The organism is Lacrimispora struthionigena (assembly GCF_048627165.1).
GTDB lineage: Bacteria > Bacillota > Clostridia > Lachnospirales > Lachnospiraceae > Lacrimispora.
The window spans coordinates 1,218,659-1,241,379 of sequence record NZ_JBMBWP010000002.1 but is presented as its reverse complement, the minus strand read 5'-3'; the positions used below and the strand labels follow the sequence as shown (position 1 = coordinate 1,241,379).

The 22,721-nt window shown below is 34.3% G+C and carries 24 protein-coding genes; all 24 read left to right on the top strand.

The features are described from left to right. Positions 1 to 32: 32 nt before the first annotated feature. Positions 33 to 680: a hypothetical protein gene (locus ACOAOT_RS14950; protein WP_420217719.1), complete on the top strand. Its 648-nt coding sequence runs from the start codon at positions 33 to 35 to the stop codon at positions 678 to 680. Beyond that, complete coding sequence (locus ACOAOT_RS14945) at positions 649 to 1,113, top strand: hypothetical protein (RefSeq protein ID WP_420217718.1); 465 nt, start codon at positions 649 to 651, stop codon at positions 1,111 to 1,113. The genes ACOAOT_RS14950 and ACOAOT_RS14945 overlap by 32 nt, the downstream gene beginning before the upstream one ends. A 62-nt stretch (positions 1,114 to 1,175) precedes the next feature. After that, on the top strand, positions 1,176 to 1,751 hold the full coding sequence (locus tag ACOAOT_RS14940) for a DUF2628 domain-containing protein (protein WP_420217717.1): 576 nt from the start codon (positions 1,176 to 1,178) through the stop codon (positions 1,749 to 1,751). Between the two features lie 62 nt (positions 1,752 to 1,813). Continuing rightward, on the top strand, positions 1,814 to 3,127 hold the full coding sequence (locus ACOAOT_RS14935; RefSeq protein WP_420217716.1) for a hypothetical protein: 1,314 nt from the start codon (positions 1,814 to 1,816) through the stop codon (positions 3,125 to 3,127). Beyond that, complete coding sequence (locus ACOAOT_RS14930) at positions 3,124 to 3,816, top strand: hypothetical protein (RefSeq protein WP_420217715.1); 693 nt, start codon at positions 3,124 to 3,126, stop codon at positions 3,814 to 3,816. Before ACOAOT_RS14935 ends, ACOAOT_RS14930 begins: the two co-directional genes overlap by 4 nt. 32 nt (positions 3,817 to 3,848) lie before the next feature. Beyond that, a complete protein-coding gene (locus ACOAOT_RS14925) occupies positions 3,849 to 4,400 on the top strand; it encodes a hypothetical protein (protein WP_420217714.1) in 552 nt (183 codons plus the stop codon). A 12-nt stretch (positions 4,401 to 4,412) separates the two neighbouring features. Then, positions 4,413 to 5,588 carry a PAAR-like protein gene (locus ACOAOT_RS14920; RefSeq protein WP_420217713.1) on the top strand — a complete coding sequence of 392 codons (1,176 nt, stop codon included), beginning with the start codon at positions 4,413 to 4,415 and terminating at the stop codon, positions 5,586 to 5,588. Positions 5,589 to 5,627: 39 nt separating this feature from the next. After that, positions 5,628 to 6,944: a PdaC/SigV domain-containing protein gene (locus ACOAOT_RS14915; RefSeq protein WP_420217712.1), complete on the top strand. Its 1,317-nt coding sequence runs from the start codon at positions 5,628 to 5,630 to the stop codon at positions 6,942 to 6,944. A gap of 54 nt (positions 6,945 to 6,998) precedes the next feature. Next, on the top strand, positions 6,999 to 8,387 hold the full coding sequence (locus ACOAOT_RS14910) for a phage baseplate assembly protein V (protein ID WP_420217711.1): 1,389 nt from the start codon (positions 6,999 to 7,001) through the stop codon (positions 8,385 to 8,387). A gap of 24 nt (positions 8,388 to 8,411) precedes the next feature. Then, positions 8,412 to 9,683: a hypothetical protein gene (locus ACOAOT_RS14905; RefSeq protein WP_420217710.1), complete on the top strand. Its 1,272-nt coding sequence runs from the start codon at positions 8,412 to 8,414 to the stop codon at positions 9,681 to 9,683. Positions 9,684 to 9,704: 21 nt separating this feature from the next. Continuing rightward, entirely contained in the window at positions 9,705 to 10,277 is a 573-nt protein-coding gene (locus tag ACOAOT_RS14900) for a hypothetical protein (protein ID WP_420217709.1), read from the top strand. A gap of 301 nt (positions 10,278 to 10,578) precedes the next feature. After that, positions 10,579 to 10,914 carry a hypothetical protein gene (locus ACOAOT_RS14895; RefSeq protein ID WP_420217708.1) on the top strand — a complete coding sequence of 112 codons (336 nt, stop codon included), beginning with the start codon at positions 10,579 to 10,581 and terminating at the stop codon, positions 10,912 to 10,914. Between the two features lie 110 nt (positions 10,915 to 11,024). After that, entirely contained in the window at positions 11,025 to 12,017 is a 993-nt protein-coding gene (locus tag ACOAOT_RS14890) for a hypothetical protein (protein WP_420217707.1), read from the top strand. 161 nt (positions 12,018 to 12,178) lie between these two features. After that, complete coding sequence (locus ACOAOT_RS14885; RefSeq protein ID WP_420217706.1) at positions 12,179 to 12,769, top strand: hypothetical protein; 591 nt, start codon at positions 12,179 to 12,181, stop codon at positions 12,767 to 12,769. Continuing rightward, a complete protein-coding gene (locus ACOAOT_RS14880; protein ID WP_420217705.1) occupies positions 12,769 to 14,424 on the top strand; it encodes an N-acetylmuramoyl-L-alanine amidase family protein in 1,656 nt (551 codons plus the stop codon). The genes ACOAOT_RS14885 and ACOAOT_RS14880 overlap by 1 nt, the downstream gene beginning before the upstream one ends. Before the next feature lie 45 nt (positions 14,425 to 14,469). Beyond that, entirely contained in the window at positions 14,470 to 15,018 is a 549-nt protein-coding gene (locus tag ACOAOT_RS14875) for a hypothetical protein (RefSeq protein ID WP_420217704.1), read from the top strand. A gap of 19 nt (positions 15,019 to 15,037) precedes the next feature. Next, positions 15,038 to 15,208, top strand: a complete 171-nt coding sequence (locus tag ACOAOT_RS14870) for a hypothetical protein (protein ID WP_420217703.1) — start codon at positions 15,038 to 15,040, stop codon at positions 15,206 to 15,208. 93 nt (positions 15,209 to 15,301) lie between these two features. Further along, entirely contained in the window at positions 15,302 to 15,820 is a 519-nt protein-coding gene (locus ACOAOT_RS14865; RefSeq protein ID WP_420217702.1) for a hypothetical protein, read from the top strand. Between the two features lie 32 nt (positions 15,821 to 15,852). Continuing rightward, complete coding sequence (locus ACOAOT_RS14860; RefSeq protein WP_420217701.1) at positions 15,853 to 16,416, top strand: hypothetical protein; 564 nt, start codon at positions 15,853 to 15,855, stop codon at positions 16,414 to 16,416. A gap of 294 nt (positions 16,417 to 16,710) precedes the next feature. After that, on the top strand, positions 16,711 to 17,274 hold the full coding sequence (locus ACOAOT_RS14855; RefSeq protein ID WP_420217700.1) for a hypothetical protein: 564 nt from the start codon (positions 16,711 to 16,713) through the stop codon (positions 17,272 to 17,274). A gap of 432 nt (positions 17,275 to 17,706) precedes the next feature. Further along, the gene (locus ACOAOT_RS14850; RefSeq protein ID WP_420217699.1) at positions 17,707 to 18,951 is read left to right on the top strand and encodes a tetratricopeptide repeat protein; all 1,245 of its coding nucleotides are present in this window, start codon (positions 17,707 to 17,709) and stop codon (positions 18,949 to 18,951) included. Positions 18,952 to 18,963: 12 nt separating this feature from the next. Beyond that, on the top strand, positions 18,964 to 19,497 hold the full coding sequence (locus ACOAOT_RS14845) for a hypothetical protein (RefSeq protein ID WP_420217698.1): 534 nt from the start codon (positions 18,964 to 18,966) through the stop codon (positions 19,495 to 19,497). Next, the gene (locus tag ACOAOT_RS14840) at positions 19,482 to 20,033 is read left to right on the top strand and encodes a hypothetical protein (protein WP_420217697.1); all 552 of its coding nucleotides are present in this window, start codon (positions 19,482 to 19,484) and stop codon (positions 20,031 to 20,033) included. Before ACOAOT_RS14845 ends, ACOAOT_RS14840 begins: the two co-directional genes overlap by 16 nt. A gap of 50 nt (positions 20,034 to 20,083) precedes the next feature. After that, on the top strand, positions 20,084 to 22,702 hold the full coding sequence (locus tag ACOAOT_RS14835) for a molecular chaperone (RefSeq protein WP_420217696.1): 2,619 nt from the start codon (positions 20,084 to 20,086) through the stop codon (positions 22,700 to 22,702). Positions 22,703 to 22,721 lie beyond the last annotated feature (19 nt).

Below are 22,721 nucleotides of genomic sequence, written 5' to 3'. Positions count from 1 at the left end.
CTGGCTGAATGCTGTTTTTGTGTGGAGGAATAATGAAATTAATATACGAAAAAGAATTGAGCCAGATTTTTATAGGGCGAAAAGTAGCAGAGAATTTTTTGGAGGAATTGGAAGCACAGATTGAAACAGGATTTGGTGAGTTTGAGTATGAATGTACCTGTAATCACAAAAATATTGTAAATGGTATGAAAAACTCTTTGAAAAACATTTTTTTTAAATTAAATTTATTATACATAAATTTACAAAAACAGGACTTGGTTGGAGATATGGAATTTATTTATTTATCTTTTCTTCGTTCTGCAATTTTGACTAATAGCGATGTCTACCAGCTTAATGTGTATGATAGAAAGGGGCGTTCCAGTACAGTTGAGTGTGTATGCAGATGGGATTGCATTGAGATTTTTCAAGGTTTTTACAACTTAAAAAGAAATATTGAGACAAGGTTTCGAAAGCAGATGAAAATTAATGAATACGTATTAGATAAAAGACTGATAGAACTGGGAGAAACAATGAATGAAATTGCTAAACCATTTATTATTGATGCAATAAAACAGTTAGCAGAGGATGAATATTTATGGGAAGATAAATTGCCTGTAATTATGATAGGAGAATTCTTAGATAAGTCAGATGAAATTATCGGAGGTGCCAATGGAATACTTTATAATGAAACAGGACATTAGATATAATCCGGTACCGCATATACAGGATTTTAATGAGAAATTTCATAAAAAGGATTTTACAACTGAGAGTGCATATAAAATATCAGATAGAAACGTAGTATTTTCAGATTCACCGGATCACTTAAAATTCATCGATTATTTGGAATCACCAATTATTCTAATTAGTAAAAACATGAAAAAAGTTTTCTCTATGTATGCAAAGAATATTCAGTACAAACAGTTCTGCATTTTAAATAATAAAGTTGGTGACTATGGCATTTATTATGCGCCTATTATAGATACAACGGACACGATAGGAGAAAATTGCATTGCGAGAGTAAAATTGCAGCAAAAAGAAGCGTTGGTTGTACGCTTGGATGTGGCAGAAAGTCTTTTAAGACGAAATATAGATGGTATTCTTTTATCAAGCTTGCCAGTTGATTTTGGTTTATAGGATCATGGCAAGTATAGAATATTGAAATCACAAAGGAAAAAATTAATTAAAAGAGGTATTATATGTGTGAAAAATGGAAAATGGACTTCGAAAAAATCGATGGTTTTATAAAGAGAGATATACGAATATGCCTTGAAAAAAATCAGGATGACTACATAGAGCGCTTCATGATTCTGCCACATAGGAAATTTAACTTTAGCGCGGCCTTTTTCGGAAGCAAATGGTTTGTTTACCGTTTAATGTTAAGAGAAGGAGTATTACTTTGGGGGTTAGATTTGTTGGTAACTACGTTCGTCGGTACTCTCTTAACAATTTTTGGATTAAAAAAAATGATGAATCCGGATAGTATACGGAAATTAATTATAATAGGCATGGCTCTGGTATATATGATCTTCTTTTTCATTCAGGGATTTATAGCTGATCAAATATATTGGAAAAAGCTAAAAAGAGAACTGACTGCTTTTGGGCGGAAAGACAGTAACGAGCCGGCCAGTAAAGAAGAAATAGATAAAATGAAAGAGTGGACAGGGGTTTCCATAAAGAGTGCTATTTTCGTCTCCGTATTATGGGGGATAGCTACTAATATGGTTTATAAATATATAATGTGTCCCACCATATTATGGGCGGTTAGTTTGTGAGCGGTTATGGTGGGCATATATTGATAAAGTTCTGCTAAAAAAGAGAGTAGAGGAGGCATTTCTTGGAACGCTGGAAAGACAATAATTTATCCGCCATATTGGAATATCCCTTTGATTTTGAAAGGTACATAGAGGAACGGCTAAGGGAAATTGATAATTTAGATGAGCGGCAATATGCAAAAAAAATACTCGCCCAGGGGCTGGGTAAACTTATTCGTTGTACAGAGGACAAGTACCTTCAACTGGAAAAACGAATTTATGAAGAACTGGAAATCGGAGCGAACCAGTATGAGACGGTTATGACTATTGTAAATCGGAATCATTATGATCCGACAAACAATACCCTGTATCCAGTTGATGAAACAGACTTAAAAAAGGACAAACTATCTGAAGACCTTTCCAATGAAAATTATGTATGGATCGGGAGTATTTACTTAGAGATAAACGAACAGCAACGAAGAAGATTTGAAGGTTCTGAAATCTTTACCGGTATTTTAAATGAAGATGGCGCAAATGAAGAAGCCAGATTTTATATACAGCCAGCTAAGCGTTATCGAAATATTATGGAACGGTTATATCAGGTATTTCAGGATAATCATATTCCATGGGAAACCATCAATACAGCATATTTAGATAAGTTTTATGACGTTTTTATCTGTGTAGAAGGATTAGAAAAAGAAAATATTCCAATTTTTCCCTCAAATATAGAGATTGACTTTGGAGAGTTTAAGGAGTTTGTCTGTTATGATCTGATTCCTCTCTGGAATATGGAATGGGTAAAGTTTGACAGTGCAGACTTCATGGTTCCCAGCGTTAATGGAATCTATTATGAGCATGAATTCACTCTGGAAGACAAAGAGGAAGGAGACGGATACCTAATTGAATCCAGTGAAGATATCCTGGAAATACGGCATGAGAAAAATAAGATTGTAATTAAGTCTGAAATGGAAACATTTGAAAATTGGAAAGCTCTTCATATTATACAAAAGGAAACAATACGCTCTTTGGATTACAAGGAACCCTTTGTAACCAACCATAAAAATGATTCATTTATCCGCCGTTATGCAGAAAACAGCCGGGCACAGCTGATGACGAAAACAGATCTTTTTAGAAGGATCATGGAGTTGGATATCCGTGATTACATTGAAGTTGTGGGTTATGAAATCTGCTCCAATGTAAAGGATTTTCCAAATAAGGAGGGCATGAACTGGTTTGTACGGGATGAACTTTTTCCCTTGGAAAGTCGGAAGGTATTGCTCTTGAAATTTAAGGAAAAGGAACCTGGACATTATTTGAATGACAGCATGGTCCGGTTTGTAATCTCTCAGATTCAGTTAGAAATCAGCGAATACCGCTGTGAGGGAGTGATGGAATGAATTATGCATGGGAAGCCGCACTTGCTGCAGATCGGGCAGGGATAAAGCGGGAAGATGTCCGGTATGTACCGGTAAGTAACGGAAGTCCGTATACAGAGGTGACGCTGGAGACAATTAACAGCAAGTGCCTGGAAGAAAAAAGAGTGGAAATAAACCCTCTGTACCGATTTTCAAGAGAATTTTCAGAAATGTTTGATATCAATCTGGCAGGTTTTGAAACGGCAAGAAACATTTTTTTTGATGCTGCTATGCAATACCTGGTACAACTGGATTTACGCCAGGGACTTTCCAAACAGGAATATGCCTTGCGCTTTCTGCTACGGGATTTGTTAGAGGGAGTCTGTGGAAGCCAGGCAGCCCGGGTGGCTGAGCAGTTTGAAAAGGAAAAACTTCGGCAGCTGCTGAGACTGATTTTAAAATTATATCAGTGCGGAAGCTCGATCTATCTGTTTCGGGAAGTTATGCGGTACATGTATCCGGATTCCATGGTTTATGCCAATAACGAAGCTGCACGGCAGGTGCTGGTGTATGTAGGGCTTAAGGAGACGGAAGCAGAACGGGAGCGGCTGGAATTTTTGCAGGATATGTTTCTTCCTATCAATTATCAGGTGTTTTTGTTCTGGGAGCATCATTTTGGTATTATTGATGTGGAGGAGACAATGGAGTTTGATCAGGTTGTTTTGTTTTGACGACAGACAATTGTTAAGTGGTGGAGGTAGCGATGAAATATTTTGTAATGCAGGATACGCCAGAGTTAAAATATGCGCCCAGATTAAAGAATTGGTATGGAAAATTTGATGTGAGAGATATCTGTTTAGATGGTTTTCCCAAATTGCCTAATATACAGCAATTTGCTATTGAGCAATCAGATAATACTACATTTACAGATGTAATATTATTTCCTTTTTTGTTGGTGTCTCCAATATTTAAGGATGTTATTAAGCTATATCGTGAACGCTGTTTTTTTTGCAATGTCCTGTTAACAGACCAGGTTAAAAGAGAATCAAAAATGTATTATTTGCCGGTTCTCGATGAGGCGACAAATATTCAAATGCGAAAAAAAGAATATAAAGATGGAGTTTGTATTTCTGGAAATGATGAGTCAGAAGAAGAGGTGCTTGATTTGAACAGGAATCTTTTCTGGATAAGGGATTCTGGAAAAAGGCATATTATTTTATCGATGGATATGGCAGAGAGTCTTATACGACGGGAAATAACCGGACTTGGTCTATGTGAGGTGGAGTTATACTGCAAAAGTAATGATGGAAAGTAGAAGGAGAAAATTATGGGTGATGAAAAGGAAGTTAAACCAGGAGTCAAAGTTACCAGTGAAGCCGTGTTTATAGGGGATTTTAAATTCAATTATCAGGGTAATCTTATTAAAAAATATAAGGAATGGAAAGATGCCTGTCATGGTGATGTGTCAGGGTACGAGCAAAAGGTCAAGGAACTTATGGCAATGCATTATGCTTTTTATGGCCAATTTCAAAAAGAGAGTAAATATGTTAAAAGCGGATCTGTTTTGTGGTGTAGTGGAGGAAGCAAATTGACTGCATTTGATATTTTGAAAGACCATGGTGTGAAGCACAAGGATGGAAGTCCAATAGGAATTTGCAGTGATTGCAAAGCGAATGAAAATATATATTCTTTTGAAGGCTGTGCAATGCCGGCACCAGTTGGGTATCCGGATAGACCAGTTATAACCGTAAAATCAAAGCCGAAGACTGCTATGCAAAAATGCATCCCTGTGCTGAATAGTAGCTGGAGCAAGACAAAAAGTTCTAAAATTAAAATATGGAATGAATCGACTGGTAAGTATGAGGAAGCTATTTCGACTGGAGATTTTCTTACATGTTTTTATGGAGGTATTATTAGCGTAGTTGAGGTGCCTGAAAATAATGATTTGGTTAAAGAATATGTTACTGCCGAGCAACTTATAGCAATTGGTTGGAGAGAAGATGTAGTTACTGCTGCAATGGTTAAAGAATTAAATAGGGTTTTAAAAGAATATGATATTACAGACATAAACAGTATAAGGCATTTCATTGCGCAAGCTAGTCATGAATCAGACGATTGGAATCATAAGGGATATGGTGATGGTTTGATTGAAATTGGTTCAAAGTCATATCTGGAAGGGAAGAAATATTGGCCATATATAGGTGCTGGATATATACATTTAACTTGGGAGTATAATTATAAAAAATTTAGTGATTATCTAAAAAATAATAAAAATGTTAATGATCCATTAATTATGTCAGAGGGTCCCAAACGTATAGCAAGTACATATGCATGGGAGAGTGCAGCATATTTTTGGAGTGTACTTAGTAATGCAAATGAAGTTGCAAGTCATAAAGATGTTAATCCTGATAAATTGTCCCAGATTGTGAATAAATATGATATAAACTCTTTCCCGAAAAGAGCAGATATCTATTATAACAAGGTTGTACCAAATATAAAATGATTTAATTTTAAAACTTTTATTAAATAATGGAGACTAGATATGAAAAAAAATAAGTATATCATAGTACTAATTTTTGTATTTTTATTTTTTATTTGTATTGTCGGTATTTTTATAAATTATAGTAATAATACAACAATTATGCAAAATAACAAAAATGAAAATTTACAGGAAAAAGACTTGAAGTTTATAACAAAAAAGTATTGTCAATATGATAAGACAAAGCATATTAATATTGATATTTCATATCCTGAGTTTAATAATTTTCCAGATAAGACAAAGCAGCAAAATATTAATGATTTAATAAAAGAATCTGCATTAAATCCATATAATAAAATTTCGAATTATGATCAAGGAATAGCAAAAGGCACCAGTTGGTCTGTAGACTATAATATTGTATATGTTACGGATACTGTTATTAGTATTATTTTTGAAGGATACCTATACGTACAAGATAATGCTAATGGAATTAATTGGATTTATTCTACGAATATTAATCTTATTTCTGGAAAAAAAATAACAATGTCTGATATTTTTTACAATACATTCAAAGATAAATTAAATTTTAATCACTTTAAAAGTATAGACACAGATCCCCAAGATGCTGAACAATCCGCTTTAGATGAATTATTTAATTATCATAAAAATGATTTCGATAATAGTGATGATAATTTCTATTTTACAAAAGATAAATTTATTATAATTTTACCCATCGACAATTATTATAGATTTGCTTCGGATTATGCCGACTTGTTAAGTACTATGAGGGAAGATAATATAATATGGAAATCCATATTTGCCGGTTATGGTATCTCACAATATGAAAATCGAAAAGAGAATAATATCGGATTAAATACAGCTAAAAATCAAAAATTAGATGCGTATGAGTTAAAGAATGCAATTTCATATAATCAATTATTTTATGGAAAATGGAAAATAGTTGATTATATACCTGCGGATTTATCACTGCCGTCCACTTATTCGGGATTAGATGAAGCGGGGAATTTAAAAGGACCGGATGTCACAAAGATAATAGGTAAGGAACTATCATTTGAAGAAGATTACGCGGAATATCAGGGGAATAAGTATCAATTTGCATATGGCCCGGTAACTTATACGCATGCTTTACAATCTGAACAGGAACAAATTGGCTATAATTTTGCTAAGAGTTTAGGGATTACAGGTGAGTATTATTCAATAGTATACTTTCTGTTACCTGATAATTATCAAGTTGACCAAAGTGCAAAATATATACATGAAATAAGAATTGATGATTTATGTTATTTATATATAAAGGACAATGAAACTATTTATGCTTCTAATGGGATAATCACTTATTTATTAAAAAGATTAGATTAGAAATATAAATATACAAGACTACTATACAGTAAGAATTAAGAGGGAGAGAAAACAATGAGAGAAGAAAAGCTGGTTATTCGTCCGTTTGAAGATCTTCAGATTCTGGAATATGAGTCAATCCAGAAAGTAAATGAACACGCGCAGGCGGAATTAAGAGGCCGTATTCCGTTTGACAGAAAAGAAGACTATATGAAAGTAGGAAAGCGCCAGACGTGGGCACAGGTAGTTGCAATATCCGGGGAGGAAGAATCCATTCTGTTTTACGGAGTAATCAGTCAGCTTAACCTGGAAATAAAAGATGGAACCTGCATTGTGAGTTTAAGTCTGCGTTCCGGTACCCAGCTCATGGATTGTCAGGAACATATAAGAAGTTTTCAAGAGAAAGATCTATCATTCAGTAGCCTTTTGGATATTTGTGATCAAGGGTATGATGGCGCCGCCAAAATTATGACAGAGGGAAAAGGAAAGAGCATCGGTCATTTTATCATGCAATATGGTGAAACAGATTGGGAATTTATAAAACGGCTTGCTGCCATGAATCAAACGGTAGTTTTTGCGGACTGTTCCACCAAGGGAGAAAAATATCATTTTGGAATACCTGAGAGAGAGGCGGTTTCAGAGGATACCTCCAGCGAATACCAGTCTCAATATGATATGCAGGAATACTGGCATAAGAAGAATCTTCGTCTGTCTGTTCAGCCTGAAGATACCATGTCTTATATATGGGAAAGTCGGGAAATACATAAATTAGGGGAAAGAAGAACAGTTGCTGGAAAGGAAATGTTCATTTGGAAGCTGGAATCCCATTTAAAGGGAAATGAATTATACCATACGTGTTACATGAAATCCAAATCAGGTTTAAAAGTACCGACGGTAAAAAATCACCATATTACAGGCGTTTCCCTATCTGGAAGTGTAACGAAGGTTAAAAATGAGTTGGTTCAGATTAAAATATTTGATGATGAAAATATGGAAAACTCGGGATCATGCTGGTACTCCTTCTCCACTGTATATTCTTCCGCAGATGGGACGGGTTGGTATTGCATGCCGGAGATTGGAGATACGGTAAGACTCTATTTCCCTACATCAAAGGAACAAGAGGCATATGTGGTCAGCGCGTATCACGAGAGTGGCGCAGCACTCAGGAAACATCCGGAATGTAAATTCTGGAGAAATAAAGAAGGCAAAGAAATCCAGCTGTCCCCGGAACGTATTCTATTAACAAATAATGATGGTACTTATATTGAACTGTCCGATGAAAATGGTATTGAAATAGTAAGCGAAAGTTCCGTGACAGTAAAGTCTGGAGGGAGTCTCAGCATAACCAGTTCTAACTCTTCCATTGAAATGAGTGCACCAAAGAAAATCCGATTAAAGCAAGGGGATACCGAAATGAATTTAGGTGGTGACATTGGTATGCAGGGAGCAAAAATCATGCTGTAATTTTTATCGTGAGGAGGGTAAGAAATGGAGATAAAACTTGCTGGTAATTTAAAGATAGAAACCAATATTCCTATTCTGCATGTGGAACAGTTCTGTTATTTATGGAAGCCAGACTGCCATGCTTTACTTAAGCTGGAAGGTTATTTAGACAGAAATATCAGGTGGAATCCGGAGCAGTCCTATAATAGCCGTATAAAAATATGGGTTGAAAACAATACAGGCGATCAGATTATTTATCATGGTTATATTGTGAAAGTGGGGATAAAAAATATGGGAGGGACAAGTCAGATCAACCTGGAGGCTTTGTCCGCTTCCTGCCTGTTGGACAGGCGTGTTTTAAGCTCGTCATTCCAGGATCCGGCCAGAACCTTTGGAGAAGTGGTTAGAGAAGAGGTTCAGACTGAAGGCGGCCAGGTAATACGTGATCGGGAAAATGATAAAGAGATTAAGAATCCAGTCATTCGGTATGAAGAGACAGCCTGGGAATTTGCAAAACGCCTTGGTAGACCTATGGGAAATTATATTATTCCGGATATAGAAACTGGAAATCCCAATATCTGGTTTGGAATGAGAAAAGGGAAAGAAGTTCCAGCACTTCAGGAAGATCAGTATAATGTGAAAATGTGTACCATTGGCAGAAAGACGGGAATATTTATAGAGGCGGAAGGAAGATCTTTTTACAAAATTGGAGATCGGATGACATATTTGGGTCAGAAAACAACAATTCTAGAAGTTCAAGGACGATATGAACGTGGGGAACTTGCTTTTACTTATGTACTGGAGGATATGTCTGTCCATCAACCGGGTTCCCGTTATGAGAGCAATCATGCCGGGCTGGGACTTTGGGGAACCGTACAGGATGTTAAGGGGGAAACTGTGAAACTGGCACTTGATATTGATGATGGGAAAAATACCGGAGATTATTTTTACCCATATTGCCCTGAAACGGGAAATTCTCTCTATGCAATGCCAGAAAAGGGAGCAAGAGCACTTTTGTATTTCTTTGGGGGGACTGAGCGGAATGGAACTGTTATACACTGTTTAAATGGGAATCAAAATGAGGAACAATATTATAAAGACAGAGCTCTGGATATAGAGGATGGAAACTCCCTCAGCTTGTCAAAAGAAGTGGTGAGCGTCTGCAGAGGTCAAAAACATAGACTAACTCTTGATGATGATTCTGTTACCATAAAGACATCAAAGGATCTAAAAATAGTGGCAGAGGGTAAGATACGATTAAAAGCAAAACGAATTACTGTAAGCACACAGGATGAACTCAATATATGTCAAGGGTAGCAGAAAGGAAATGAGAATACGATGGAATATTTTGACGAAGAGCTGTTGGAGACGAAAAGAAAGCTGGAGTTTCAAAAACATACATCATTAGAAACTGGCATGTATGCCGGAGAAGAGTTGATTACGTTTACATATACAACATTGGTAGACTTTGGAATAAAATTACCCCTGCCGGACCTGATGGTAGTTATGCCAGAGGATATGAAAACTGCAAAGTATCCTTCTTTAGATGCTCCTGCGCTTATTTTGACAGACTTAAGCAGCACAGTAAATATTTGCTTTAATTCTTTACCTGTGGTGCTGGCCGATGAAGAAATCAGGTCTATGAGTGTTCAATTCCAGAATGCCTTGCAAAACATGAATCCCTCTATTGCAATTAAGAACCAGACGGATACAAATACAGAGCAGGGTAACGAAATGAGTTGGTTTGAGTATAAAGGATATCATTTGGATGGACAGAGTTATAACCGATGTTACCTGATTCGTTTGAGAAAAACAGTGTTACATGGAACATTTAGCTGTAAGTTAAAAGACAAAGATCACTGGTTGGATATAGTAAATAAAATATTCCTGGCAGTTGAAGAGATTTTGTAATAGTATCTGGTGATATTGAGCTAAGGAGGAGAGGAGTATAATGGCTGGTAAAGAAGTAAAAGTAAAAGACGGAGTTACTGTTACGGAAGAAGCTTAAATTTGATCTTCTAAAAGATCACGGGGTAATGGAATTGGGGGGTGGACCAATTGGCATATGCTCTGATTGTAAAACAGATCATAATATCTATTCTTTTGGGGGCTGTAATAAGCCTACGCCGTCAGGATACCCTGAAAGACCACTAGAAATTCCGACTATAAATTCGAAATTCCCATTTTTTATGTAGGTCCTAAGGGAATTACATTGATAGCTAATTTTGAATTATCTATAGGTACAGCAAAAGCTACAGGTATAGGGGAATTTGATAAACAAGGAAATTTGATAGGAATTTATCCACATTATGTATTTAAATTGGTGAATGGGAATTGGGTGAGTGATGGGGGTATTACATTAGGGCATGGATATTATGTTAGTAAGAGTTTCTATGAGACTAATAAGGAAGCTAAGAAACTAATAGATAAATATGCTTATGGGGCGTCGTTTAAACCATCTTATATTCCACCAAATGGTCTATCATATAAAGTAAAGGGTTCTTCCTATATGCCAGTTAAAGAAGAAACAGTAATTTATAATAACTAATTGAAAGATTATGTTAATGCAGTGAATGATTTCTTGAAATCAAACAATAATTTAAGAGATTCTCTTAACTCGGTAATTTACATTATGATTCGCCGAGAAGAGCAAAAGAAATGGGACGATTAAGAATAGTTGGGGGAATCTATATGGTTAGTTTGTTAAAAAAAATAATTTCTTTTAAATTCGTTATTATATTATTAATGGTTTTGCTGCTTTTGTATAGAACTGATAGCTATAATAATAGTCACGCTATTAAGGGATCGACAAGTTTAAATAAACAAAACGAATATATATATACAAGTAAAGATTTAGATAGTGAAAGTAAATTGAAAGAATTAAAAGTCACTTCAGAAGAAGCGTTTAAAGAAGATGGTTTAATAGTATATGATTATCACCATTCTATTCAATTTAATGGCGATAATTATAAGAAAAATAACTATACTATCAGAAATTTCTTAGATGTAGATGTGCATTACCCTCAAGTAGTTGGGTTAAAAGATAAAGGAGTGGAAACTAATCTAAATAAAAAATTAAAAATGTTATCTTTAAATATAATATCTACTGATTATGAAGAAATTTTAATAAAGTATAAATCAATTATAGATTGGAACATAAATAAAAGTAGTGAGAGTATGCTTGCTGTCAATGGTAAATACAAAATTTTAAGTATGGACAATAAGCAAATAAGTGTTCACGTATATACAGATTGGTATGAAGGAGTAAATATTTTTTATGATGAATATGTCATGACAATAGATACTAATTCAGGAGACATTAAGAAGCTTAATGATATAGTAGACATGGAATATATTGAATTAGCTATAAAGAATTACAAATATCAAATACTATCTGGAGAAACTTCCGAATTAGCTAATTTTATGAGAGATCAAAAAGATGAATTTAATAAAGAAATATTGGCTGCTTATCAAGAATCAAAGAAAAGATATGCCAATAAAGAATGGATATATGGTGTAGATCTGGGGGTAACAAATATAAATAATTTTGGTATGGATAAAGATTACCTGTATATAAATTTATTGTACGATGATGCACTGGACGGATTTTTAATATTAAAAATACCAATTAGCGAACTGAATCTAAAATAACTAAATATTTTTGTTCATTAAAACAGTCACACCAACTAATTACTATTATATGTTGTTTTATGTCATGATATCATATTGGATATCTGTAATTTTTTACCATTATTGAAGCCATTAATGGTAAGTTAGCTCATCAGATAAAAAAACGAGGGGGGAACGATAAGGTGGATCGAAGTAAGGATATAGAAGAATATTTAAAAGAATATAGAGATGAAAGGTTGAAACAAAAAAGAATCTATCTAACAAATAACATATGCAGGATAGAACCAGAGTTTCATAAAAAGCTCGATCTATTAATATCTAAACAGCTGAATAGGCAAGAAGACGATTCAGCAGCTAAATTAAATTACATTTATCTATGCCACTTAAAGAGTAGTGACTACACTGAAAGCTATAAAGCAATACTTGGATTCAGCAATACTATGTTATATCTTGACGAAAAGAGAAGTCAGGCTTACTGGTACCCCGAACTGATATATGAAAATTTAGTACGGGATATGGATTCAATAGAAAAATTATTACGAAAAAAATTTGTACGTCTGGAGAAGTTTGAATTATTAACTTTGAAGCAAAAAATACTAAATGATGATTGGATTTTATTTCAGGAGTGTTTTAGGACTTTGTTAAATCTGTCTATTAGTATATTGTTAGATAGTTCGCTGCATTTAGCAGACGAAATATTATTATTATGTGGAGATTATATGGACAATTTAAGAATAGTCGGACATGTGAATACGGAAGGGAGAGAAGAGTAATGGGGAAAAATCAAAGTTCTTTTCATTTAGGGAATGAATTTAATGGGTATGGTAGAATGACTTATTTGAAAGCCAGCCAGTGTGGAATCAATCCTCCGCTACCTCAGGAAAATGTTCAGCTTTCGCAAGATTTTAGTAAGTATTCACTAATAATGTTAGGCAGTATGCCTGTGATATTGGACCCGGCAAGCATAAATCCTATTTTGAATTCCATAATAGGATCAATCGCCAGTGTAAATCAAGCAATAATGACAAAAGATGCAGCTGGTAATTATGTTGTTCAATTTAATGTGGCAAGTAAAAATTTTACAGATGGAGCTTACCCGTACTACTCTGAAATAATAAACAACGCAGTACCTGTTGAAATGGGAATACAAAAACAATGGGTACCATATGGATCACCGGAAGGTGCCAGGTGGAAATATTACAAAAATGGACATTACGTAAAAAAAGACTGGGTATTTATAGATAAAGATAAGGCCTGGTATTATTTAGAATCTGATGAATATATGGTGACAGGCTGGAAAGAAATAAAAAAGCAATGGTATTATTTTGTGTCAAATACGGAAGCTGGTCGCGAGACAGCGGGTCATATGACGCTTGGTTGGAAGAAAATTAAAGGATTATGGTATTATTTTAATGAAGAAGAATTTGCTGGTAATATGGTAACTGGTTGGAGAGAAATTGATGGAAAATGGTACTATTTTAAAAGTAAGGCAGAAGCCACAAATGGTAATGACTATGGATATATGTATAGTGATAAATGGTTGAAATATAAAGGGAAATGGTACTATTTTAATCCAAATGGAGAAATGGCTACATCAAAATTAGTAAATTGGAAAGGTAAGAAATATTTTTTAAAACAGAATGGCGTTATGGCTGTTAATGAAACAATTATAGATCCAGATACTAAAAAAACTTATAAAGTAGATGAAAATGGAGTGTGTAGGGAGATAAAAAATGGCGTTATTAAGATCACATTAAGAGACTCAAAGAGATTTGTTGAAATTACAGATGGAAGTACAAAGTTTTATGGTGGGGATCAATCTTGGTTTGACTGGCTAGATGATGAAAAGAGGAATAATGCCAAATATGGAGGCTGTGGAACGGTAGCATCTGCTAATATAGTGGCATATTTGGCTAAACATAAATCAAGTTATGCAGATTTATATAAGTATCCGGATTATAAAAAAACTAATTTTTTATTACATATGAAAGAAATGTATGAATATGTTACACCACACCATATCGGAGAAAAAACTTTTGGTGTGTGGCCTGTCAGCGTTCTAGTGGATGGGATTGAAAGATTTGCAAGTGACAAAGGAGTAGAACTTAATGCGGTGAAAAAATACGATTATTTTACTCGTGAAAATATTATTGATTATATCAAAGAAGGTTTAGAAAAAGACTCACCTGTGGCAATGTTGATAGGAGCCGGTGGTAGCAGGAATGTAACTATAACATATCCTAATGATGATGAAGCAGACGGTAACTCATTTAAATTACACTGGGTGACAATAACAGAGTTAGAATTAGATGAAACCAATGATAAAGCAAAAGTAAAGGTGTCCTCATGGGGAGGTTGGGGTGAAGTAGATTTAGATGAGTATATTCAAGGTGAATGGCTTTATCAAGGATTGCGTTATTTTGAATGATAATATTAATAAAGTTAGCGAGGTAAATCTGTGGAGTCTTTTAATATGATCCCTTTAATTATTTTAGCATTTGTAATTATTTTATTAATACTTTGTTTTGCATTATATAAATCTATAAAAAAGGTAAAGAGAGGATGGATTTGGCTTTTAACTATCATTATGATTATGGTAGGTGGTATTAAGATACATGATCGGGTAGTGAATTCTGTATTTTATGATTTTAAAGATAAAATGTGTAATATCTATCCAGAGATCAAAAAAATAAAGTTACAAATTGGCAGCGGTGGAACTTCCTGTATAATAGAAGTTTATATACAAAAAGAGATTGACAATGAAAAAGTAGAAGATATATTTATTGAAATGATGAAAGGATTCAATCAAGAACCAATGTCTAGTTATTTATTAGGGGATACTAATCTTAAAAATAAAAGTTGGGTATCATTGTATATATTATTTTATGGTTCAGAACAAGGCAGTTTTTATTCCGAACGATACCAACATAATGAATGGTTTACCAATGAAAATAAAAAAGATCAAACATGGAAAAACAGCTATACCGGAAAAACATATCGTTATTCAGATTATATAAACTAGATAATAAGAGAATGGTATTATGGCTGTTAATGAAACAATTATAGATCCAGCCACTAAAAAAACTTATAAAGTAGATGAAAATGGTGTGTGTAGAGAGATAAAAAATGGTGTTATTAAGATTACATTAAGTGACTCAAAGAGATTTGTCGAGATTAAAGATGGAAGTACAAAGTATTATGGTGGAGATTAGGAATGGTATGAATGGAAGGATGATGATGAAAGGACAAATGTTGCTAATAAAGTGGGGTGTGGTACCGTGGCCTCTGCAAATATAGTGGCATATATGGCTAAGCATCAGAAAAGGTATTCAGGACTTTATACTTTTCCAGATTACACAAAACATAATTTTATATTACATATGAAAGAAATGTTTAAATATGTCACACCTCGTCATTTTGGAGACCAACCTTTGGGTGTGTGGCCTGTTAGTTTATTAGAGAATGGAGTAGAAAAATTTGCTAAAGATAAAGGAGTTAAACTGCATGCAGTAAAAAAATTCAAATCATTTAATCGTGAGAATATAATAGATTATATTAAAGAAGGTTTAGAAAAAGATTTGCCTGTTGCAATGCTAATAGGAACAGGAGGAAGTAGTGACGTTACCATCACAAAACCTAATGGAGACGAGTTTACAGGTAATTCATTTAAGCTACACTGGGTAACTATTACAGAATTAGAAATAGATGAATCCCAAAATTATGAAAAAGTAAAGGTATCGTCCTGGGGAGGTTGGGGAGAAGTTGATTTAGATGATTATATACAAAACGAACCACTTTATCAGGGGTTATTGTATTTCGAATAATTTATATTTTATAGATAGGAAGAGGATAAACTATGGAATCGTTTAATCTAATCCCTTTAATAATTATTATATTATTGTTGGTATTAATATTATCTTGTTTTATTTTATTCACTGTTATAAAAAGGCTAAGATGGGGATGGCTTTGGATATTAACTATTTTAATTATTATAATGGGAGGTATTAAGATATATAATCGAATCGTAAATCTGACGTTTTATGATTTTAAAGCAGAAATGTGCGAATCATATCAAGAGATAGATACAATAAAATTATATATGTCCTATGGAACACGATCTGGATCAATAAATGTTTATATGAAAAATGGGGCTGATGATAAAGTTATAGAAAATATTTTCCTTGATATATTAAATAAAATTAATAATGAACCAATGTCTAGTTACTTGAAAGGTGATTCAAACTATAAAAATAAGAGCTGGGTCAATTTAAACATTTTTTTTTATGGACAAAAGTATAGTAGATATTCTTCAGGACCTTATCAACATTCAGACTGGTTTACAGATGGTAATAAACAGGAGCAGACTTGGGAAAATAGTGATACAGGTAAAAAATACCGTTATTCAGATTATATAAAATAGAAAATATTAGAAATGAAAACCTATGAAGTTCATGCTTATAATAGGTGTATTAAGATTTAAGATCATATAATAAATTCTGTATATTATGATTTTAAAAATAAAATGTGCAGTATTCAACCAGAAATTAAAAATATAGAGTTATAAATTGGGGGAGGTTGAAATTCCTATACAATAGTTGTTTACATAAAAAAGGGGGGTGAAGTAGATCTAGATGAGTGCATTCAAGGTGAATGGCTTTATCAACGATTGCGTTATTTTGATTGACAATATTAATAAAGTTAGTGAGGTGAATTTATGGAATCTTTTAATCGACTCCCTTTTATAATTTTTTTATTGCTAATTACTTTATTAGTTATTTGCTATGTATTATATAAATTTATAAAAAAAGTTAAGGGAGGATGGATTTTACTTCTAACTATTAGCTTAGTTATAATAGGAGGTATTAAGATTCATGATCGTATAATAAATTCAGTATTTTATGATTTTAAAGATAAAATGTGCAGTATTCATCCAGAAATCAAAAATATAGAATTACAAGTTGGACATGGTCGAAATTCCTGTACAATAGATGTTTACATAGAAAAAGGGGTTGATAATGAAAAAGTAGAAGATATATTTATCGAAATGTTAAAAGAATTCAACCTTGAGCCTATGTCAAGTTATTTAAAGGGTAGTACTAATAATAGATATAAAAATTGGACAACTTTATATATTTTATTCTATGGATCAGAACAAGGTAGTTTTTACTCGGAGCGTTATCAACATTCAGACTGGTTTACTGAGGAAAATCAAAAAGAGCAAATGTGGAAAAATAGCTATACAGGTAAAATATATTATTTATCAGATTATCTGCGGTAAGTTTATTATTCTAAGGCCAGCGTTTGGGCATCATATCTATACTGAAATTTTAGGTAATGGGAAAGTTATGATGGCATCGAGTTCCTCTTCGAGTACAGGATTTTTATAAGGTCATTGAAATTTCCGGAAATCGTATTAATACCATTGCATTTTTTGAAGATTATATGGGAGATAATATTTTACCAGATGGACTGGAGACAATTAACAGCAAGTACCTGGAAGAAAAAAGAGTGGAAATAAACCATTTGTACCATTTTCAAGAGAAATTTCAGAAATGTTTGATATTAATCTGGCAGGGAGAGTACTTATAATGAAGCAATTATGCATTTTCAATGAAAAAAAAATGCGCCAAAGCCCTTTAATTATGAAGAGTTAATTGAAGTTAAGTCGTAAGTAGTTTGATTTTTATTTAAAGTAGGAATAGTGGGCCAAATGAAATATGAAAAGAAGAAAATAGTCAGGATGCGTTTTACAATATATTTTCTATTAATTACTTTTGCTATTGTTATCATTATTGGATACAAGAAACAAAACAGAAGATTGGTAGATGATACATGGTATATATTAGGTGAATATACTATTTTAATGCTCTGCGAAAGGCCAGAGCAGGATTCTTTTAAAGATCTAATGGTAAAGTTAAAAGGGAATGGAGATACTTTAGATGAAGCGATAAATATGTTAAAAAAAATGGAGCAGACTCCTGCTGTAAAAAATGCTCTCGGTGTTGCATATTTACGTTTAAGGAATTCTAATGAAGCTGAAAAGGAACTTTTAGAAGCTCTTAACATGGCTGAAAGTGATAAAGATAAGGTGTGTATTATAACTAATTTAGCTGAAGTTATGTTATTTGAAGATGATACAGTATCTGCAGAAAATTATACTGAAGAAGCATTGAAATTAAGTAAAGATAATCCTTTAAAAAACCTGGTTTTAGAATCAAATCTTACTTCAATCAGTTTATCTCATAAAACAAAGCCTATTGAGGAGATAGCAAAGATTAAGGCATTATTAAAAAAAGAAAGAAAATTATTAGGCTCTAATCAGTTTGTGGGAATTTTCAATTATGAGACATTAGCTTATGCTTGCTATTACGAGAATAATATTAATAGATGTGAATATTACATAAAGAAAGCAGTGGCTCTAAATAAAAACACATATCAGTATGTCTACGTAGACGCCTATTTGTTTAAAAGAATGGCATTAATGTATGAGGATTTCAAGGATGGGTCAGATAAAGCCATTGATTATATAAGTAAAGCCATTGACCTTTTAGAGGATTGGCAGAATCCAGACCATTATGATTTATTGGCTTCTTATGAAATAAGAGGGACCTTTTATACGAATATGATTCTGCCGGATAGAGATTTAGCAATTAAAGATTTTCAGTATGTTTTGGATCATTGTCCCCCCTATCATGAGTTAGCAGCAGCATCATATTATAATCTAGCTAAGACGTATTTTTATTATGAAAATGCATCTTTAATTACAGATTTATATGCTAAAGCGTATTACCTTTGGCAACTTGAGGGCTGGTCAGATCTAAATCAGGATATAGAAAGTGAATTAAGGGAGGAATATACACGACAAAATGTTGAAAATGAAAGTTATGATATTTGGTTTAAACAAAAAATTGAAAAAGCAAAAAATGATTTGGAAAACCAATGGGGAAGTAATTGAAAGGAGGTTGTAATGGAACAAAATAATCAAGGTGTCAGCAGTGCAGATGTAAGGGAAATAAGTTATAATCTATCTACTAATTTGGAAGATTACCTCGAACGTTTTGACCAGATAGAAAAAGGAAAAAACAGATTTAACTTTTCGGCTGCTTTTTTTCAGCACTTGTGGCTGGCGTACCATTTTATGTTTTTGGATTGGGTGATTATTTGTTTTTCAGGTCTTTTTCTAAATCTTTTACTGTCAATCTTGTTACAATTTCAAAAGGATAATACAGTAAGTGTGGTTTTAAGCGGATTAAAAATTTTCTTTTTCTTCTGGGTCATAAAATTTATATTATTAGGATGCTTTGGTGATAGACTTTTATATAGAAGTATAAAAAAGAGAATCAAAGATAATCGAAAAGGTACTGTAAATTTAATTACCTGGATGACATCATCTGAAAAAATAGTGGTATTTCGTGGGATTGCTGTTGTCACAAGTGAGATATTATTATTAATATTATCAGATAATGCTATGTATGCAATTGTTGATTGGATAGTATATTAAAGGAGAAGCTAATAAGGATAAGGATAGGGATAAAAACACTTAATATAATACATAAGGTGGGTGAGATCATCACGGATGCTGATAGATTATTAAAATTACACGAATATGACATATATAATAATGAATCCATAAATCCAGACAATTTGTGCCAGTTAGCGGAATGTTTTTCTAAAGAAGATATAGATATACTTGAATACTTCTCTTATAATAAATTTTCTACTAAATTCTGTTGGTTGAATGCAATCCTTATCATTAATGTAATGAAATATCCACAAAAGTTAAAATGTCTGCCGTGGCTTTTCGAATTGCTGAAGGACGTTAATTGGCCGGTATATCAAAATGTAATTCATGCCTTAATGTCCTTTGATAAAAGAGATGTTGTATCCGTTATGGAGAAGTGTTTACAAGAGGCAAAATCACACGAAGATGAGATGTGGATTTCAGGAATGTATCTAGCTGCACAGGAGTTAATAATTGGATCGTGGGATTTCCAAAATAAAGATATTTACCAAATATTTCATACAAGGGATTTATAAAAATCTCATTTACATTGTAATAATTCAGACAAGAGATAAAGGGGAATGAAATGGACAAGTATGGGTATGTATTAAAGCGTCAGGAAGAAAAGGTCACGGACAATCGTTACCACAAAAATGATTTAGAATTAATGACTACTTTCCAACTGCGTGAAATATGCAGGAAAGAAAAGATCCTTCATGGTATTATCAATCCCATGGATAAGGAAGAACTTATCCGTGTAATTCTCCGCTTCAAAGGTGCGGAAGAGTATTTTTTAATAGATAGTCCGGACGAAGCCGGTTTCCAGTCCATAGAAAATGTACTGAAAGGAAGTAAACTTCAGGAACGGCAGGATATGAACCTTCAGTGTGGCTCCAAAATTGTAGCATATGACGGACTGGCCATTGGCTATTATGACGGGCTTACCATACCCTATGAAGAACGGCTGGCAGGAACCAATGCCTTTGTGGTGGGGGGCGACATGACCTTGTGCGCAATTCTAAATGTTATGCCTATGGGGTCGCAAAAGGACTGTTTATATCTGACAAAGGCGGCTGAGATTTCCTGTAGGGAGTCCAGCATAAAAAATTACAGCTTGTTTTGCGTGGGACGTAAAGAGTCAGAGCTCTTATATCAGATCTATAATGGAAAATATGATTACATACCAGAAAATCTTAACGTCTACCGGATGCCTCTTCTGGACTTTGAGATCAGAAAGCCAGTTCCCTTATCCATGCCAGTCGCCATGGATTTTGGGACATCCAATACCACCGCAGGCGTTTATTTAGACAGTCTTTACTTTGAAAAGTCTGGTCTTCATGATGGGGAAAAAGGCCTGAAGGCCAACGAAGTCAATTATGCACTGTTTTACGACACTTCATCAGACTGGGAAGAGACAACTTTGTTTCCAAGTGTGGCAGGAGTTCAGGCGGTAGAATCCGGGAGACCTGCGTTTCTATTCGGTTATGATGCTATTCGCCTGGCTGATTCCAGCTATATTGATGAGGGATTTTGCGTGTTCTATGATATGAAACGCTGGGTTGGAGATTTTGAAAAGCTGGAAGAAATAACGGATCGCCAGGGAAGGCGGGGATTTATTTCAAGAAAGGAAATCCTTAGGGAATATTTTGAATTCGTTTTAGACCAGGTCAAAAACCGTTTTAAATGTGACATTAAGAGTGTCCACGTCTCCTGCCCGGTAAAGCAGAAAACCCAGTTCCAAAAACTGTTTTCCGAAATCCTTTCCGGATATGCAATAGAAAAGGGAGATATGTTGGATGAAGGTGTCTCTGTTCTATACAGTACAATATCAGGTATGATACAGAGAGGGACCGCAAAAGAAGGCGAACAATACAAGGCACTTATTATAGACTGCGGTGGCGGTACCACAGATCTTTGCTCCTGCCGTTTCCGTATTTGGGACAATCGTGTATCCTACCGGATTGAAATTGACACTTCCTACGAAAATGGAGATACGGACTTTGGAGGAAATAACTTAACCTTCCGGATTATGCAGCTGCTAAAAATCTCCATAGTAAACCAGTTATTTCCCGGTACTCTGCTTTCAACAGAACAGATTCTTGCAGGGTACGATGTAGATGTGTTTCGCTGTGTGGATCAAAGTGGGGCGTCAGAATTATACCGTGAATTAGAACTGGAGTACAATAAAGCGGAGGAATTTCTGCCCACCCGTTTCAGGGAGTATGAGAACCGGAGCCGTGCAGATTATTACAAGGTAAAAAATAATTTCTACTTTTTATATCATCTGGCAGAGGTGGTAAAAAAGGAGTTTTATAATCATGTGGGAATTCTCCGGGTGGCATTGTCTTCTCAGGAAGTGAGGGAGAGTGCTACCCGCTGGATCCCCGCAGACAAATGGAAGATGTCCTGCCGGAAGCAATCAGGGCTTGAGACTATAAAAGAATTTCCAGTTGTTTATTTCAGTATCTATGAGATTGAAATGTTATTAAAGGCGGATATTTACGGAGTTATCCGTAAATTCGTAGAAGGAATGTATGAGGAAGATGTGTTAGAGGATTATTCCATTATCAGACTTACTGGACAATCCTGCAAAATTGAACTCTTCCGGGATGCCCTAAAGGAGTTTGTTCCTGGAAAGGCAATTCGGTTTAAGCGCAGAAGCGGAGATATGACTAAAGATTTCGAACTGAAGATGGCGTGTGTGGATGGAGCACTGCAATATTTAAAGGACAAAAAATACGGATTTGCAGATGTGACCATCCGCACAGAAGAGCCAGCACTGCCGTATCAGATCACCGCTGTTACTCACAATGGAGATGAGGTGGTGTTAATCCACCCCCTAAAGCGGAATAGTCCCAGTGGAATGATATCCAGGAATATGGAGGATTTAACCCTGAAGCTTCATTTAAAAGATTTATCAGGAAAGGAAAGGTATCAATACACATCTTACAGTAATCCTCGGGATTTTAAAGAGAAAGAATATGAGGAGATTCGAAAGCTGTATGGAGAACACATTTTACAGGCAGATACAGATAATATCATTGAACAGGAAGTAAAGTTTTTTGTATGGGCCAGCCCTATGGAAGGGGCCTTTACTGTGGTGCCGGTGTACCGGAAGGAGAAAAAACTGTATCTTGGAAATGAGGAAAATTTTTCTTTTGAAAATGACGGTTGGGTTCAAAGCTTTTTTGATGGATTGAAATGATGGAATGAAATAAAAAATG